General features: G+C 43.8%; 15 protein-coding genes and 1 pseudogene. 4 read left to right on the top strand and 12 right to left on the bottom strand.

What is annotated here, in order from left to right:
- Positions 1-63: 63 nt before the first annotated feature.
- The gene (locus V6C93_RS28885; RefSeq protein ID WP_333480123.1) at positions 64-657 is read right to left on the bottom strand and encodes a Uma2 family endonuclease; all 594 of its coding nucleotides are present in this window, start codon (positions 655-657) and stop codon (positions 64-66) included.
- 161 nt (positions 658-818) lie between these two features.
- On the opposite strand from V6C93_RS28885, the gene V6C93_RS28890 reads away from it, so the two are divergent.
- The 3 genes from V6C93_RS28890 (at position 819) to larB (ending at position 3809) form a co-directional block, all read left to right on the top strand.
- The gene (locus V6C93_RS28890; RefSeq protein WP_333480124.1) at positions 819-965 is read left to right on the top strand and encodes a hypothetical protein; all 147 of its coding nucleotides are present in this window, start codon (positions 819-821) and stop codon (positions 963-965) included.
- 69 nt (positions 966-1034) lie between these two features.
- A complete protein-coding gene (locus tag V6C93_RS28895; protein ID WP_333480125.1) occupies positions 1035-2819 on the top strand; it encodes an ABC transporter substrate-binding protein in 1785 nt (594 codons plus the stop codon).
- Positions 2820-3023: 204 nt separating this feature from the next.
- Positions 3024-3809 carry a nickel pincer cofactor biosynthesis protein LarB gene (larB, locus tag V6C93_RS28900; protein WP_333480126.1) on the top strand — a complete coding sequence of 262 codons (786 nt, stop codon included), beginning with the start codon at positions 3024-3026 and terminating at the stop codon, positions 3807-3809.
- Here larB and V6C93_RS28905 read toward each other — a convergent pair.
- From V6C93_RS28905 to V6C93_RS28940, 8 genes are all read right to left on the bottom strand, one after another.
- Positions 3806-4831, bottom strand: a complete 1026-nt coding sequence (locus V6C93_RS28905) for a DUF2278 family protein (protein WP_333480127.1) — start codon at positions 4829-4831, stop codon at positions 3806-3808. The genes larB and V6C93_RS28905 overlap by 4 nt on opposite strands.
- 357 nt (positions 4832-5188) lie before the next feature.
- On the bottom strand, positions 5189-6835 hold the full coding sequence (locus tag V6C93_RS28910; protein WP_333480128.1) for a mechanosensitive ion channel family protein: 1647 nt from the start codon (positions 6833-6835) through the stop codon (positions 5189-5191).
- Positions 6836-6994: 159 nt separating this feature from the next.
- Positions 6995-7348: a slr1659 superfamily regulator gene (locus V6C93_RS28915; RefSeq protein ID WP_349262870.1), complete on the bottom strand. Its 354-nt coding sequence runs from the start codon at positions 7346-7348 to the stop codon at positions 6995-6997.
- 60 nt (positions 7349-7408) lie between these two features.
- Entirely contained in the window at positions 7409-8008 is a 600-nt protein-coding gene (locus V6C93_RS28920) for a DUF6272 family protein (protein ID WP_333480130.1), read from the bottom strand.
- Positions 8009-8045: 37 nt separating this feature from the next.
- Positions 8046-9380 (bottom strand): SpoIIE family protein phosphatase, encoded by a 1335-nt coding sequence (locus V6C93_RS28925; RefSeq protein ID WP_333480131.1) that lies wholly within the window; start codon positions 9378-9380, stop codon positions 8046-8048.
- A 119-nt stretch (positions 9381-9499) separates the two neighbouring features.
- Entirely contained in the window at positions 9500-10537 is a 1038-nt protein-coding gene (locus V6C93_RS28930) for a chemotaxis response regulator protein-glutamate methylesterase (RefSeq protein ID WP_333480132.1), read from the bottom strand.
- Between the two features lie 148 nt (positions 10538-10685).
- Complete coding sequence (locus V6C93_RS28935; protein WP_333480133.1) at positions 10686-13748, bottom strand: response regulator; 3063 nt, start codon at positions 13746-13748, stop codon at positions 10686-10688.
- 154 nt (positions 13749-13902) lie between these two features.
- Complete coding sequence (locus V6C93_RS28940; RefSeq protein WP_333480134.1) at positions 13903-14598, bottom strand: chemotaxis protein CheW; 696 nt, start codon at positions 14596-14598, stop codon at positions 13903-13905.
- Positions 14599-14779: 181 nt separating this feature from the next.
- On the opposite strand from V6C93_RS28940, the pseudogene V6C93_RS38980 reads away from it, so the two are divergent.
- Positions 14780-14925: pseudogene (locus V6C93_RS38980) on the top strand (IS701 family transposase); the annotation flags it as partial.
- A 199-nt stretch (positions 14926-15124) separates the two neighbouring features.
- On the opposite strand, the gene V6C93_RS28945 reads toward V6C93_RS38980, so the two are convergent.
- The 3 genes from V6C93_RS28945 to V6C93_RS28955 all read right to left on the bottom strand — a co-directional run.
- The gene (locus V6C93_RS28945) at positions 15125-16066 is read right to left on the bottom strand and encodes a hypothetical protein (protein WP_333480135.1); all 942 of its coding nucleotides are present in this window, start codon (positions 16064-16066) and stop codon (positions 15125-15127) included.
- Between the two features lie 3 nt (positions 16067-16069).
- Positions 16070-17104 carry a hypothetical protein gene (locus V6C93_RS28950; RefSeq protein WP_333480136.1) on the bottom strand — a complete coding sequence of 345 codons (1035 nt, stop codon included), beginning with the start codon at positions 17102-17104 and terminating at the stop codon, positions 16070-16072.
- Between the two features lie 117 nt (positions 17105-17221).
- Positions 17222-18215, bottom strand: a 994-nt coding sequence (locus V6C93_RS28955) for a CASTOR/POLLUX-related putative ion channel (protein WP_333480137.1), incomplete at its 5' end; no start/stop codon positions are given.

Below are 18215 nucleotides of genomic sequence, written 5' to 3' on the forward strand. Positions count from 1 at the left end.
CCGTTCTCAGAGATCCCAAATGGGTTCTATAGAGAATTGGCAGCTTACAAGCTTCTAAAATAATTAAGGATTCAGGATGGGGGCTAAATCTAGGACGAATCCAGGCAGCACGTCTTCGCCGGAAAGAGTAGGCGGTTCGTCCAAGGAAAAATTGAGCGTTTCGACCTCAACCGCAAGTCGATAGATTTCCACTAAGGGCGTCTGGGGGTCAATCAGCCACCCCAAGCGAGCACCGTTAGTCCGGTACTCACGCATTTTTGAGCGCAATTGCTCCAGAGAATCTGTCTCAGAACGCAGTTCGACCACAAAATCTGGGCAGAGGGGAGGGAAGCGTTTCCTATCATCACGAGATAAGGCTTCCCATCGTTCGCGCAGCACCCAGGAGGCATCGGGACAACGTTTGGCACCATTGGGTAATCGAAACTCAGTAGAGGAGTCAAAGACTTTTCCCAGCTTTGTCTGACGATTCCACAAACCGAGTTGTAGGTTGAGATCCGAATTTCTGATGCCGCTTTCTCCACCAGTTGGGGGCATAATAATCAATTCTCCATTAGCTGTGAATTCCAACCGCCTCTCCTCATTAGCCACACACAACTGATAAAATTGCTCGTCTGTCAGACCAACAGCGGGGGGTACATTCAGCGTCAGAGTTTCCATCGGTGATGTTCTGCCAACAGGGTTAATTTTATTATGGACGAAGGACTCGGCTGCGTTGCACTGTGTGACGTTACGGTAGATTTCCGAATCACTCAGCGTCAGGCTCCATTAAGGCTTCGCTACAGTGACAATAGGCTTGCCGCTCTGCTCCTACACTGAATATGATGAGAGTTTTTGCCCCTATTCCTGCACCTTGGCGTCACTGGTTTGCTGTCATGCTAGTTATGTTAAGCGCGATCGCACTTTCCTCGTGTAGATTAGCAGAGTACAAAACTCAGGCCGCACAGGTGCCGCGATTCAATGGCTAACTTGTTAATAACTCACAACAGAGTGAAATCACTATACTAAACGCTAAAAAAGCCTTCTTTTTTCCTGATATGCTCTCGACTCTCTTCTCAACCCTTACTCGCTGTCGTTGGTTCATCATTTCACTCAGCTCTATTTTGGCGATCGCACTAACTGGCTGCAACCCAACCAAGCTTAAAACCGCAGCGGCTCAAGTCCCACAAATCGTTGTCGCCGTTCTGAGTGAACCTTCAACCTTTAACTATGCCCTAAATCAGTCAGCCTACAGTGTTTTTGGTTTCATCTACGATGGATTAATCAATGAGAATCCTCTAACGAGTAAACTAGAGCCTGCTTTAGCGGAGTCCTGGACAGAAGACAAGCAGCGGATTGTCGTTACCTTGCGCGAGGGATTGAAGTGGTCAGATGGGCAACCTCTTACAGCTGACGATGTTGTCTTTACTTACAACGAAATATACCTCAATCCGAAAATTCCCGCACCGACTCAAGATGCTTTAAAAATTGGTCAAAGCCGTGCGTTTCCCACTATCAAAAAACTCGATGATCGGCGAATTGAATTCACAGTACCAGAACCGTTTGCTCCGTTCCTAAGATATGTGGGTGGTATCCCTATTTTGCCAGCCCATGCTCTTCAGGAATCTGTCCGCACCACGGGTTCAGATGGAAAACTTCAGTTTCTCTCAACTTGGGGAACCGAAACCGATCCTAAAAAAATCGTTGGTAACGGTCCCTATGTGATGGAAAGCTACATTCCTAGCCAGCGAGTAATCTTCCGGCGCAACCCTTACTACTGGCGCAAAGATACTCAAGGAAATCCACTGCCTTATATTGATCGGATTGTTTGGCAAATTATTGAAAATACTGACACTCAGTTAATTAGTTTTCGTTCTGGTCAGTTGGATGATTTGGAAGTCGCACCTGAGGCTTTTAGTTTGCTCAAGCAAGAGGCTAAACGAGTTGGCTTTAAAATCTATAACGGTGGGATAGATACAAGCACAACATTTCTGTGTTTCAATCTGAATAAAGCCAAAAATGCTAAGAATCAACCCCTGGTAGATCCAATCAAATCTCGCTGGTTCAATACTAAAGAATTTAAGCAGGCTGTTGCTTATGCCATTGACCGCGAAACAATGAAAACCAATGTTTTTCGGGGATTGGGCGAACTTCAATATTCATTTGTTTATCCGGCAAGCCCATTCTACCTCTCACCCAAAGAAGGTTTAAAGGTTTATAACTACGACCCAGAAAAATCTAAGCAATTATTGTTAGGATCTGGATTTAAATATAACGCGCAAAACCAACTGATGGATGCTGAAGGACATCCCGTAAGATTTACGATCCTAACCAATTCGGAACGTAAAGTCAGAGGAGATATGGCAGCGCAGATCCAACGAGACCTCAGTAAAATTGGCATACAAGTCGATCTGCAAATTCTCAGCTTTAACGCTTACCTGTCAAAACTTAAAAATACACAGGATTGGGACAGTTATCTGGGAGGATTTGCTGGAGGAGGTATTGAACCTCATAGTGCTAGTAATATTTGGACGATCGCAGGAAGCTCACACGCCTTTAATCAAGGACCCAAACCAGGCTCTCCTCCTATAACTGGGTGGGAAGTTTCTGATTGGGAGAAGGAAATTGACCGCCTTTACACGCAAGGTGTACAGGAGTTGGATGAGAAAAAGCGCAAGGCGATTTATGCCGAATATCAAAAAATTGCGGCTGAACAGTTACCCTTCATTCACTTGGTAGAACGGCTGAATCTGGAAGCCGTGCGCGATCGCTTTCAAGGCATTCAATACACCGCTTTAGGCGGCCCATTCTGGAACCTGTATGAACTCAAGGTGACTGATTAAATATGGAAACATAATAACTTAAGACTTACGCAAAGCCTCTATCTGTAGGGTGTGTTAGCGAAGCGTAACGCACCAACAGAGGTCTATGTGTAGTAGTTGCGTAAGCCCTAGCCTGAAAGCTGACATTCCCTGGGATAGCCTTGCCCGAAAGAGCAGCCTATAAATGAAAACACGGCATTAATTTCTGTAGAAAATTTCTGTAGAATGACCCAACCTGAAGCCTTACAATCCTTGCTAGAATCCGTTGCCGCTGGTCAAGTCAGCCCTGCAACGGCTCTTGATAAACTGAAGAATTTTACCTATGAATCAGTGGGTGATTTTGCCAAAGTTGACCACCATCGCACATTGAGAACTGGCTTCCCCGAAGTGATTTGGGGCCCAGGCAAAACACCCGACCAAATTGCTCAGATTATGGAGGCGATGCGGCTACATAATCCAGTGGTGATGGCAACACGAATTGCTCCAGATGTGTTTACCCAGTTGCAAGAAAAAATCCCTGATGTTCAATATTACTCAACGGCTCGAATCTGTGCGTTAGCACCTGCCGCACCTAAACCCACTCATTCGGGACTGATTACTCTCATCTCTGCCGGAACCTCTGACTTACCCGTCGCAGAAGAAGCGGCTGTCACTGCTGAACTTTGCGGGTTTCAAGTGCAGCGCCTCTGGGATGTTGGGGTTGCAGGTATCCACCGCTTGCTGAATAATCGAGAAGCGATCGCACAAGCGGATGTCTTGATTGTCGTGGCTGGGATGGAGGGCGCATTACCCAGCGTTGTGGCTGGGTTAGCCGATTGTCCGGTGATTGCAGTCCCCACCAGCGTGGGTTACGGGGCAAGTTTCGGTGGTCTTGCCCCCCTCTTGACAATGTTGAATTCTTGTGCTGCGGGTATAGGAGTTGTCAATATTGATAATGGCTTTGGTGCGGCTATCCTCGCGGGACAAATCCTGAGGACAGCCCACAAGTTGCAACTTCGTACATCAAGTTAGAACACGATAGTCCAACCCTGCTTCTTCGCCTCTTCCTTGGTGTAAGAAACGCCGTCAATCTTAATCCCTTTAGCATCGAGAAGGGTGATAATCCCGCCATCATTAGACAGCTGGACATCAGCTTCACTCAGCGGTACTCTCATAACAGCACCCGGCTCGATAGTTCCTTTGAGGGTATGTTTATGCTTTAAGCGATCGGCTAACGCCCAACCGGTCAAATCTACTGATGCAGGCGAGGCATTCAGTAAAGTTACGGACTCCTTACCGGGGTCTTCACCTGTCGGATTGACCAAAGCGGCGATGATTCTCACCTGTGCCGCTACCGCAGGAGTAGTCGGATCTGAAGGCAGTGGCGGCTTATCAGGAGTGGTTCCCAAGGGGTTGCCCGTCACATCATCAGTATGGAACGACTGTGACTGGAACGCAAAGAAAGCCGCAACCCACTGATTCCGTTCTGGAAAGTGAATCAACAGCCCCCCATCTTGATAAATCCCGTTATCCTTTTGAAACTGACCTGAACTTCCCTGATTCATGTGCATGTCATGAACCCCATTCCCAGGACGGAAGCCGAAAATCTTATCCGCTTTATCCTCTGGCCCCCATTTTTCACCGAAGGCATACACAACGGCTTGGTCAGAGTTAATCGCCCGTTGGATGTATAAATCAATCAGTTCATTCAGGTCATTGTCTGGCCCAGGCATGTTGAAGGGTAACGGTTTCATCTGGGTAACATCGAAGAGATTCCCTCGGATGTAGTCCAACGCCAAGTCTCCTGGCTTGCTCGGCAGTGGATGAAAACCTAAATCTAACGAAGTCAGCTTGTCAGTAATCGGGTGCTGAAACTTATCGTCTACGAAGTACAACAAATCGACAGGTGCCTGAACTGACTTAACATTGATCGCAAGGCGGTAGCTCTGCTGATTGTCTTTGACATGCACTTGATAATGTGGGCTTTTGTCATCATTTTCCATCTTGCCAGCCACAGCCTGACCTTTCAAAACACCATAATTTTTGATGGACATTTGCTTTTGTCTCCTTGGGTTAATTAATTGACTCAATTCGGTCATGAGCCTGCTAACAAGTCAGCCTCTAGGTGTAGGCTGTGTTAGCGTAGCGTAACGCGGTGCAGCTCCGTAAGTCTTGAGTCCTGCTACGAGGTCGGCCAATTATATAGTTAGCTAGAAATTTGGTGGCAGAGCACTATCTTCCTTGGCAAAAACCCCTCTCCAATTTAACTCCAGGGGCGCGTGGCTCAGCCTTTAGCTACGGCTGAGTCACTTTTTCTTAGTCTAAACTCCCATACCAAATCTGCCTTGTATACCCCCTTCTTCTCCACCACTCCCCCTCCAGGTCTCGGCTCAGGTCGAGTGTAAATTTAATTACTTATATTCTTGGGCTTCTTTCTCTTTGATTTCATCCCAATTAAGATAGGTATTTTTGAAATGACGGAAGATTTCTTGATAAATTTGGCTCCTCACGCGATCGCCCCGTTTTCCATCTTCCAATTTTATATCATCGACAAAAAAGTTAATGTTCAATTCGATATAATAAGAAGATTCCTCCTCATGATTCATTCCTACCATACTGATTTTCGGTTCTTGCCATTTTTTTCGCGGCGCTTTCACTTTTTCTTTGAGCCATTTAATGAAGTCAATAACATAATTATCTAGGCGAGTTTCGTCAGACTGAGGATTGGAGATTTTTTGAGACAAGCGCTGCGCTCTTCGCTTTAACAAATTAATTTTACGCTCCCATTCTTCTGAAATGAAGTATTGGTCTTCGTCCAGCAAATTAGGGTCTTGAATCCAAATTCTATACCAGTCTCTGATTAACTCAAGCAGTACTTCTTTATCATTAGTTTCCTGAAAATTAAATACAGTGCGATTGTTAGTAGTTTCCTCAAGAACTTGGAACCCCATGAGTTCTAGGACTCCTTGATATTCCTGTTGAACATTTTCTATTTCATCTTGCGTTAATCCTCCTTTTTCAGCAAACTGCATCGTAACCACCAAAGCTTCAAGAGCTTGTTCAACTTCCTCTAACTTCAAATCGACTGCCTGTTCAGCCATGACCCGTGCTTTACCAATTTCTTGTTGTTCGATGAGATTAGAGTTGCTTGCTTCGGAGATATAGTATTCGTCCATTACCTCCAATTTAAGTTCTATATCCCCCAGAGTATCAGGATGAGATAGAACAATCTCTTCTATCAATTTTTTAGATGCATCAAGGTCACATTCAGAGGGTATTTCTATAGAAATAGAGTGATAGTAGAAAGAAGTGGGGCGACTCAGGTTTGTGATTTTTTGTCCCTGTAATACACTATTAGGAATATAAACATCACAATGAGTACTAAATATATATAAATGAGTTACCCGAATACCAATTTTGCGTAGCATTCCGATGGATCCATCTTCAAGAAGCAAAATGTCGCCAAATCGAAACGGAGTATCAATAAGCAAAACAATTCCACTAAAGAAATTAGCCAAAATATCCTGAAGTGCAAAACCGAGAACAAAAGTAGCACCACCGAGTGCTACCCAAATTCCAGTTAAATCGACTCCAAAGGATTTAAGAACAAAACCGCCACCAAAGATGAAGACAACTACAGGAACAATTGCTTCCAGAATAGGAAGCAATACATCATCCCACATGACTTCGGTTTGTCGAGTATATTCTTTGACGTAGTAAATAAAGACCTGGATAAATAATTGGACAAACCAATAACTAAGAACGATAATTAAGCTCGCTGTTAAAAGGCTATCTATTCCTGCAAGTAAGTTAAATTTAACTAACTTTTTAAATGTAAATTTAAGGCTAAGAATAGTGAATACGATGAGGATAGGAGAGATGGAAACATTTAAGGTGACGATGGCAATGTCCCGTTCAAATTTCCGAAAAATGGGACGCAATACATACAGTAAGAATACATATAATATGCCAGTTCCTAGACCAGTAATGAGCAAACTGCTTAGGAGTAAGCTCCATGTATTCATTTTTTCAAATTGATGTAGTAAATTTTCTACCATAACGCTTTTTAACTGTAGAAATTTTAGGTGGAGAAAATCCGCACTATTTGAGAGTACTGAATGGGAATAAATTTTAGCTAACTGTGTTGAGGCTTACAAAATTTTAAATCTAAGATACAAGATTTATTTCAATCCTCATTAATCCTACAGTAGAGTTACTCATTGCACTACCAACTTTAAACCTGGTAGTAATCGCTCTAAATTTTTCAATGATTTATTTTGCCAAGGCATTTTCTTTGAGCCTAAAACAACCAATTGGATTCCTCTCTTTTTCCGCATCCCAAGAACAAATTTAGATAATGTACTAATGCCTGAACTATTGAGGAATGCTAGTTCTTTCAGGTTTAACGTCATGATTGGTTGTTTTAAATCAGCCACTTCATTGAGCAGAGTAACAATGGGAGCATAATCCCGTGGCCCTCCTAGAGCAATTGCCCCTCGGAAATAAACCGTATTTGATTCTGGCTCGTATTGAACCTCGTAGTCCTCGCCTTGGATTTCTTGATTGGTCAGTTGATTAGCCATAGGTTGCTCGTCCTTTTTTGACATATCATAAAAATTAACGGCTAATAATCATACAACAACTTGAGCCATTGTAGTAACAGCGATTATTTGGGAATTACTGGAATCTGGTTCAAATTTCCAGCCTAATTTCGCGGAATAATCATTGATTACGGTTAACAGACCTAAACCAGAGGATTCATTATTTTCGTCTTCAGATATTTTTTCAATTTGCCGCTCATATAACTGATTAAGATCGTCAGCAGAGAGTAATTCCTTAATAAGAGTTTGAAATTTATCCAGATTTTGCGTAGCAATAGTATTCTGGGTAAAAATCACAACGATGGCTTTCTCACTATTCTCCAGGAAATGAATGCCAAACTTTACGTTATAGGGAGGCTTAATTCCTTCGTTAAATTTTAGGGCATTTTCTAGGAGTTCATTACCGACATAACTGATAGCACTTTTCATCTCATTAATACGTTCTTGTTCCTGAACATCATCTTCAGCAGTTAGCAGAAAATTAGAACAATAATCAGCAATAAAAAAAGCTGATAATCGGTTATTAGGCCACTGTTTTTTAAGGAAGCGAGAACTCAAGGTAAAGTTCAGTTCCAAAGAATCATGATCTGAGGGGAAATTCTCAATAAAGTTTCCGAAAATTCTGCTCATATTTGTTATCTGTTAAATATTTGTGACAGATGCTAAATTATAACTTCCGAAAAAATCCTAATCGTTTTCTTTTATTCCCCTTAACTTCCTCAATGAGTTCCTGCTCTTCAAATGTTTCTGGGTCATCATCTAGTTCTCGTTCCTGCTCCTCAAATACTTCCGGATCATCATCTAGTTCTTGATTTTCAATTTCTTTCTGTTTTACAACAACTAAAGTAATGTCATCGAAAACCTTTTGCTCGCCAATAAATTCTTTAACATCATTAATCACTGCTTGCTTAATTTCCTCAGCAGAATCCTGCCAGTTTTGACTAAGAACTTCGCATAATCTCTCGATGCCATACTGTTCTTTATTAATGTTGTATGCTTCAGGAATTCCATCGGTGTAGAGCACAACTCCATCCCCAGGATTTAGCTTGATGGTAGTATGATTGATAAAATCAGAAATTTCCTCATCCAACCCAATAGGAAATCCCAGGCTCATCGTGTCAATACGCTCAACAAGCCCCCCTTCTCGCACTACAATAGTTTCCTCATGCTGACCGCTGATACTGATTTTGCCTTGTGTATAAGTGAGAACAACTAGTGTTAAATTCTTCTCAGAATTCATCCGTAGGACATTTTTATAAATCGTGCGGTTAAGTGCGTCTAAAAATTTAACTGGATTGAGTTCTCGAATCTCTTTAAGAGTACGAACTGCTGTTTGCGTCATCACCATTAAGATGCCACTTTCGAGTCCGTGCCCGGTGACATCACCGATCGCAATTGTAGCGATGCCGTCAGTATAGAGTACGTCATAGTAGTCTCCACCTACTTCGTCAGCAGGTTCCATATAGCCTACAATTTCTAACTCTTCTATCGCTTCTAGTTCTTCTGAGTTAGGAAGAATCATTCGTTGCATTTGGCGCAACATATCCAGTTCTTTAGCCATACGCAAGTTTTCCGATTGGAGGATAGCTTCCGCTTCGTTTCGCTTGAGAAGGTTTACGTAGGCTTTAGAATGGTAGCGGATGCGGGCGATTAGTTCTGCCTTGTCTGGGAGTTTGACTAGATAATCGTTGGCTCCTAATTCAAACGCTTTGGCTTTAATGACGGGTTCTTCTTTACTAGAAAGAACAATCAGAGGAACGTATTTTGTGGGAGCATTATGAGCACGCAAAAAGCGCACTAACACCAATCCGTCCATCTCTGGCATCACTAGGTCTTGTAAGATGACGGTTGGCTGACACGACCTAGCGACTTTGAATGCTTGGGTCGGGTCGCTACAGTAATGAAAGGTGATATCTTTTTCGGGAAGCAGCATTCGACGAACGGCTTCCCCGATCATTGGCTGATCGTCGATAAGTAAGACTGTAATTGGGTCTTCTGCCATTGCCTTCGTTAACTATCTGCTAAGAGAGTTTATTATTTCTTGTGTCTATCTATACGGCTTGATGTAGATAGTTAACATGGATTTTATCGAGATTTTATAGTACGATCCTAAAAAAATAGCTAACGCATCAGTGCTAATTGCTCAATTAAAGTAGGGGCGATCGCGTCAATCGGCAATATCTCCACCGCAGCCCCCAACTCCACAGCTGCTTTTGGCATTCCATACACCACACAGGTTGCTTGATTTTGAGCGATCGTATGCCATCCCTTCTCGCGTAACAGACTTAGCCCTTGCGCGCCATCCCTACCCATGCCTGTTAATAGTACAGCAGTTCCTGGGGGATTCCAATGCTGAGCAACACTTTTGAAAAACACGTCTACAGAAGGGCGATAGGGGTAATCTATTGGGTCTTTCGTGTAACTTAAACTTAAATTTGGTTGCAATATCAAGTGATCATTGGTTCCAGCGATCAAAACTTTTCCCATCTCCAAGCGATCTCCTTCAGATGCTAGCTGTACATTCAGGGATGTCTGTGGATTTAACCAATCCACTAAACCGGGAGTAAACTGAGCATCTACATGTTGAACAATAACTACAGCAGCGCCAAAATTTGCAGGTAAGCAAGAGAGAATGGCGGCTAGAGCGTTTGGGCCTCCGGTAGAAGAGCCAATTGCAACCAGAGGCGGAATAGGGGATGCGATTGTTGTAAATTGAGAGGTACAACGTTGAGTCAGAGTTCTGGACTTGGACGTTGGCGCGGATTTTCCAATCAATTTCCCAATTGTCGCAATTTTACCAAGCAAGGCCTGAGCCGACTCAGGATTGCCTGATGCTCCCAAAATCGGCGTACTGACGGCATCCAATGCACCATATCCCATCGCTTCAAATACTTGGGAGGTATGGTTTTCGACACTAGCCGTTACCACCAAAATCGCGCAGGGAGAGTTTTTCATGATTTGACGAGTTGCCTCTACCCCATCCATCACGGGCATGAGCAAATCCATCAAAATCAGATCTGGGTTATCTTGATCACATTTGGTAACAGCATCAGCCCCATCACGCGCTATCCAAGCTACTTCATACTCCGGGACAGTTCTCAAGATACGCCGTAGCATCTCTACTACCATCACCATATCGTTAACTATTGCAATTCTCATTTCAGTTTTGGGCTGTGACTATTAGGTGGAGCGATGAGTCATAAGCTGTGTATTTTTATCTTCTATTATCATCAATGTGTCATTAAAAATCAAAATTTTCGTGTTAGTTGTAGGTAATAATTATTAAATGAGAAATCAATCACAAAAATTAATTGCCAATCAAATCTACTACTGCATTGAGCAAACTGTCATCATGAAAACTCGCTTTTGTTAAGTAATAATCAGCTCCAGCTTCCATACCGCGAAGACGGTCTTCTTCTCGGTCTTTATAGGATACAATAATCACGGGAATTGACTTCAATTTGGAGTGATCCTTAATTTTATTAACCAGTTCAATGCCATTCATTCGGGGCATATCAATATCAGTAACCACTAAGTCATAGTGGTTGCTAGAAACGGTGTACCACCCTTCCATTCCGTCTACCGCAACGTCTACTTTGTAACCTTTGTTTTGCAGCAACTTCCGTTCCATTTCACGCACAGTAATAGAATCATCCACGACTAGAATGCTCTTCTGATTTTTTCCTACTGCACGATCAATATCGCTACCGATACGGCTCAACCGCTTGGTATCGAGCAAATTATCGACAGAACGCACCAAGTCCGAAACATCCACAATCAGGATGGGCGTACCGTCTCCCATGAGAGCAGCAGCACTAATATCCTGCACTTTGCCTAACCGGGGATCTAACGGCCTCACCACCAAGTCGTGTTCGCCCAAAAACCGATCCACTACCAAACCGTAGTAATCGGATTGTTCGCAAATCACGATCGCAGGCAAAGCGTCAGACTTGGGTGCAGATTCCTTCAACTCTAATACTTGATAGGCAGGCACCAACCCAATATTTTTATTGTCCATAGTGAAATATTGTCGGTTTTCCACTGAAGAAATGTCCTCTTTATTCACCATGACAATCTGCTCAATGCGTGCCAGGGGAAAGGCATAAGGTTCGCCGGAGATTTCTACTAATAGGGTGCGAACAACGGATAGGGTCAGGGGTAATTGGAAATAAAAGCTCGTCCCTTTTCCTTGCTGAGAACTGGCTCGCACGTTACCACCAACTGCCTGGGCCATGCTTTTAGCAATATCTAAACCAACGCCGCGACCCGAAATTTCGGTAACTTGCTTGGCGGTGGAAAATCCCGGTAAAAAGAGAAACTCCAGTAGTTCGCTGTCAGAGAGTTGCTCGGCCATTTCCGCCGTTGTCAGACCTTTGTCAATGACTTTTTGACGCAGGCGCTCTACGTCGATGCCTCTACCATCGTCAGAAATACTGATCGCTAGCATTCCGCCTCGATGGATGGCTTCCAGTCGCACGGTTCCTTCTACAGGTTTGCCAGCCGCAGCGCGTTCTTCAGGAGATTCTAGACCGTGATCAACACAGTTACGCAAAATGTGGGTTAGGGGAGCTTCGAGTTTCTTGAGAATATCTCGATCAACGGGTGTGGCTTTGCCTAAAATTTCAAACTTAACTTGCTTGCCCAGCTTCCGCGCTAAATCTCGGATCATCCGAGGAAATCCGCCGACTCCATCGGCAAACGGACGCATGTTGGAGGCAATGACTTCTCGGTAGAGGCGATCGGAAAGACTGCCCGTGCGACGGGCATATAATTCTAGTTGGTCGAGGCGATCGCCCAAAATCTCTCGACATTCCCGCTCCTTTTCCCTGGCGGCTACCAAAAACCGATCGCTCTCTTTATTCCGACTGACTGCCATAGTCTCCTGGATTTCTTGCAGCAGCTTCGACAATTCCAGTTGACGTTTTTTGAGAATCATCAGCGAATCTGCGAAGGGCTGGAGCCAATTGGCTTCGATGAGGGACTCACCCGCCAAACCCATAATCCGATTTAAATTCTCAGCACTAACCCGCACGACGCGATCTGCGCTAGCTTCGGCTGGCTGTCCTGTGGGCGGGCTGGCTGGCTTAAGATTACTGGGTGTCTGCATAGTGATTGATGCACTCTCAACCGGGTGCTTCGCTGCAATGGGTTGTGTCTGAGTTGAAAGAGGCGTTGTAACGATTTCGCCCTTTGCCTGGGGAAGAGCCTCCTGAGTTTGAGTCTTGCTGTCATTAGCGATCGTTGCTTGTGCCTCTACCTTCCTCTTAGAAACGGGGGCGAACCCAGGTTTGAGTATCGCAGCAATTTCCTGCCTAGTGGTTTCAATGTCCTCACCCTGCTGTGCTAGCCAACGGTTCAACTCTCGTGCTTCTACTTGACTAATGTTCAGCAGCAAATCGACCCCATGCAGCAGCACATCAACTTCATCCGCTCCTAGAGTAATGGTGTGCTTCTGTGCGGCAACAAAGCAGTCCTCCATGACGTGAGCGAGGTTAACCGCCGCGTCAATGGCAACAATCCGGGCAGCTCCTTTGACCGAATGGGCAGCCCGCATCAGAGACTCTAGTACTTTAGCCGACTCGGGTTGGCTTTCGAGGGCTAACAACCCCTCGTTTAAAATCGCTGCCTGGGCGTCTACTTCCAACCGGAACAAATCCAACATGGAGGTTCCGTCAAAGTTTGGTATTTCGTTTGCTCCCGCAGGCGTTTGGGTAGCTGCTGTGGCGATCGCTGGTTCTAATACTTGCTCCTGAGGAGTATCCTCGTCAGGGGCAGGCTCCTCGCTACGAAGTTCAGCACTGGGCAGTTCAGGTAGCAACTCTGAAGCAGGCAGAATGGTTTGAACGGTTGCCTGTTGGCTTGTGCGATTATCCTCTAAACCCATCTCAACCGTTAGGGACTCTGGCTCTGCTGAGCGCAAAGTTTGTGCCTCTAGTTTGACAGTAGACTCTGTTCCTGATGTTGGGATGGCAGCAATGCCGTTTCGAGTCGCCTCAATCTCCTGTTCGTACTCCGACAGCCAAGACTCTAGATTCTCTTCCTCCACCAGACTCATTTTTCGCAAGAGATTGACCCCGTGCAGCAGCCAGTCAATCTGCTGTGCCCCTAGGGTAATAGTTTGCTGTTGGGCGGCAAGAAAGCAGTCCTCCATAATATGGGTCAGGTTAACGGCTGCATCGATTTCGATGAGCTGGGCTACTCCTTTGAGTGAATGAGCAGCCTGCATCAAGGACTCTAGTACTTTGGCAGACTGGGGTTGGGTTTGGAGGATGCTAAGTCCGTTGTTTAAGATAGCGGCTTGGGCTTCCACTTCCTGCCGGAACAAATCCAGCATGGTAGGTTCGCCCATATCCTGTTCGTTGTCTGTCATGGAAGACCTCGTTACAATACTGATTAAAATGGTTCCTACGGTTTGGGGTAAATAGTTCTCACAAATTCAAGACGGCGTTTTAGCTAATAAGGAATAGCAATAAACAACTAACTATCAGTTAATTAGTCATTAATCATTTAAAATGTGCAGAAGTTTACAGAATTTTTCGGTTTAGAGTGTAAAATAATAAATCCATATCCAAATAATTCACTTTGTGTCCCTGCCAATGAATGACTCCTTTCGTATAACCTTCTGAGGCTTTTGAAATCACCACTGGTGTACTTTGTAATTCACTCATTTGGAAGCGGTGAACGCCACAGACTTCATCAACTACAAAGACCCACCGATTTTCTCCGCTTGCCACAACCACCATCCGTTGAGGGGCGACAGAATTCAGAGGCTGAGAGGAATTATCCGTGGCTTCCAAGTCGAGGAGATGGCTAAGGGAAACACATAGGAGAATTTCTCCGCGAATGTTGACCAAACCGAGAAACAGTTGGTTACTGCGGTGTGGCAGAGAGTGAATTACACAAGGCTGTGTCACTTCCTGAAGTAATCGAATTGGTAGAGCTAGCCATTCGCTGCCGAGTCGGAAGATGGTGACTGATATTGTTTCTGCTGAGCGGACGAGCGTGCCGCTGATGGGCGCTAGAGTATGATCCGGTTGAGTTTTTGCCAGTACGTCTGTCCACTCAGTCACATAGTCGGGTGGCGCTTCCCGTTCTAGTAAACCGCGTCCAGCAGTGGAATACACAGAACAGTTGCGACAGTGAATCACAGTTTTGAGTTTACTACAGGAGCGCTCGCCCGCCCCTTCAACTCCAATCCGATTCCAGCAATCGTCAATCATGGGTTTAGTAGCGTTTTCAATTGTTATCGTTAGTCTCAATGAATTGTGACAAAGCATGGTACTTTGCTTATAAATCCCTAAGATACTCCTAGACTTTGTTGAATAGATCGATAATCCCACCCTTCCAATTATTTTATCAATTATTGATTCTGAAAACGCACTTTCACAATTCATTTAAACTAACTATATTACTTGTGCCATTTTAGTTTGGCTTAAAGATATTGCTTATAAAACTGGTCAAACTATTTATAAAATCAAATACGGGCTTTTTCAGACTATTTAATTCAACAATTGAAACGACCGCATATTTTCATGTATTTGGTCTAGTTTTCGGATACACGACAAGGCGTAGCAGTGCCAGTGTTTGTGACAGTTGCGTAAGTCCTAATTGTTTGGCTCTTGTCCATTTTTAGCGAGAAGCCCAATAGCCATTTCTATTGGGCTTCTCGCTCAACTTACATCTTGCACCAAGAAAAATTGAGAATTTTAAGCGTAACCCGTCATAGACATCGGTCTTCTACTCGCCTTAACGGTTATTAGATGGGACAGCGAGCGTCAAGAAGTTAAATTGACGATATTGGTTGCAAACAATTTCGGCATATTGTCGGGAAAAAAATGGTCCATCCACATAAGCAACCCCTCCAGCTATCTTTTCCCTAATCAATTGGGGTAATAGGCTGGAGATGGATTGTTCTTGCTGCGAATTTCGTGGCACAACAGCCACTTTGTAGAGGTTTCCTTCACTTGTCTTACCAAGATAGTTGGCAATTAATCCCTGCAATTCTGCGACCATCAATTCTTCTTCTTGAGACACATCATCATCAATCTTCACTAGATTAATGATGATGTCTCCCAATTCTGACACCTGGTTTGCTGGGGGTGACGTTTCCAAATACTCCACCATACTCTGCCGTAACTTCGTGTAGCTTGAGTGTCGGTCATTTTCACGACTTCTCGTCGCCTCTTCCCAGGAAAAATTTATGTTCCACTCATCCGCAAAAGCTTGGATAAATTGTTTCTCTCGCGCATCGACTTGCTCGTCAAGCAGAGCAATTTTAACCAGGATGTTCAGGACTTTTTCAGAACTGGCTGGATGAAATAATGATTTTGCCAAATCCCCGACTTCATTTCTTTCTGAGCGCAGCGCTCTCCCCAATAAAGTCCATATTCCTGCCCTTCTTTTGCTTGGTACCCATAACCCCATAGCCACTAAAACACAAAAACCTTTTGATAAGATGTCTAAGCTCAGGGTAAGAGAACCTGCCCAATTTTGAGCGATGATAAAGTCGAGTAATAAGGCACAGGTCAACCCCAACATACCTAAAAAAGCAATAGTCGATATGCTTTCGGCAACCACTTTTTCATGTTTTTGCTTCCACAGCTTACTTACAGTCAAATAACTTCTTATTGCCTGAAGTCCAGGTGCTACCAAAGTCAAAAATAAAATAATTTGCTTAAACAGTTCCATCGTTTATTTCTTTTCTGTTTCTTCAAATTCATTCATCGGTATTGCGAAACAATTTAAAGAGCGGTATTGTTGGCAAACAATTTCGGCATATTTCAACGAATAGAAGGGTTCGATGACATAAGCGGAACCACCAAGAATCATCTGCTCAGTCAATCCGGGCAATAAGCTGAAAATGGATTGTTCTTGTTGAGGATTTTGTGGAAGAACAACCACCTTGTATATATTCCCTACACTCGCCTTACCAAGATAGTTGGCAATTAATCCCTGCAATTCTGTCACCATCATTTCTTCTTCTTGAGAGACATGATTATCAATCTTCACTAGCTTGCTGATGATATCTCTCAATTCCAACACCTGGTTTGCTGGGGGTGACGTTTTCAAATACTCTACCATACTCTGCCGTAACTTGGTGTAATTCACCTGTCGGCTGTTGTCGCGATTTACCGTCACTTCTTCCCAGGAAAAATTTATATTCCATTCATCGGCAAAAGCTTGGATATATTGTTTCTCTCGCTTATCAATTTTTTCGTCAATAAATGCAATTTCTACCAGAATATTCAGAACTTTATCAGCACTATTTGGACGAAATAATGATTTAGCAAAATCCCCTACAGCGTCTCGCTCTGACTTGAGTGTCCTCCCCAACAAAGTCCAGATTCCTAACTTTCTTTTGCCCGGTACCCAAAACCCTAAACTAATGAAAACCTCCAACGCCGACTCTACAGCCCATAAACTTTTATCGAGGCTCGGCAACCACTTCCCAACTAGAAGTAAATTGATAGCAAATGTTGCCGCTACAAGCGTGCTCGTTAGTTGTGCCAAAAATGATACTCTTTCGGCAACAGCAGGCTCATGCTTCCGTTTCCATAGCTTATTTAGTATTAGATAAATGAGTATGATTGATACTATAAAAGCCGAAGAATTTATAAAATCAATAGTCGTTTTAAAGATTTGCATAATAACTATTGCCAAAGTAGCTGTATGGGTAAAGAACACGACTTGGAAGGTTAGCCGATTTGACAACGAAAAATTAGGCATTTGAGACAGCTCTGCGATCGCTGAAAGTCCTGTTTTGCTGATTAACCTTCCAAGTCGTGTAAAGAAGGGAAACCCAAAAGAATTAATATTTTGCTGTTTTTTGCGTAAGACCAGATTTTAGTTTTCAGCTAAAACAATAATCTGGTCTTGGTGTGTAAAATTGAGCGGTTCATCTTTTTTGGGATTAATCACAACTCCATAGGATTTTGCCCTATTATTAGCATCAGCTTGGCAGCGGTATCCAATTGCAGATTCTCCCCGTTGCTTAGCCACTTCCACTACAGTGTAGAAATTGACGGATTGCTCCAGATACACATAATCACTGATCGGTTTCAGATAAATTTCTGAGCCTTCGGGATCAAAAATCTCATTAAATACACCATTGATTTCTTTCTGTTCGGCAATTTGAGTCAGCATCAAACTGATGATTTGCTCGCCGATGACAAAATCATCGGGTTGAGCGACTTGATCAAGACTTTGGTTACTCCCATCGAGCATTTCCGTAACGATGCGGAATTTATAATGGTTGTACTCAGCAATTTCTCGCAGATATAACAACGTCACCAGGGTTTGGGTATCCGCCTGCTTTGAGGAGAGTTCAGTATTGGAAAGTACAATTACCTGTTGATATTGCTGTAAATTTAACCTTTCTAGGACTTCCCGAGATGTGGAATCGCCTTGCTGATACTTGAGGGTGAGGTTTTGAAGACCTAAAGATTGGCTCTCAAACGTTAATTCGGCTTCTGGAAACTGTGCCACAATCGTTAGATGAGAGCCAGCTACCACATATTTATCCATCTCTTGCATGATGTGAAAAAGGCGATCGCTCCAACCGAGAATTAAGGTATTTTCTGGTTGTACAACTCTTGGTTGACTGGAATTCTTAATAGCTTTGCGCTCGATAGGAATTTGAGAGAGTCCAGAAATCTCCATGCGATCGTCATCTTCAGCAATAATTACGAGTTGATCGCCTGCTGCTATCGATGTGTTGCTCGGTGGGTTGAGCGTAACTGTCCCGTTTAAGTGCTTGATCCCAATCACGGTGGAGTCATTATAGGCTAATAGAGCCTGTCCGTAAGTTTTACCCTCTAGAGATGGTTCTGCGTGAAAG

The sequence above is a fragment of the Allocoleopsis sp. genome (assembly GCF_036703385.1).
Taxonomy (GTDB): Bacteria; Cyanobacteriota; Cyanobacteriia; order Cyanobacteriales; family Coleofasciculaceae; genus Allocoleopsis.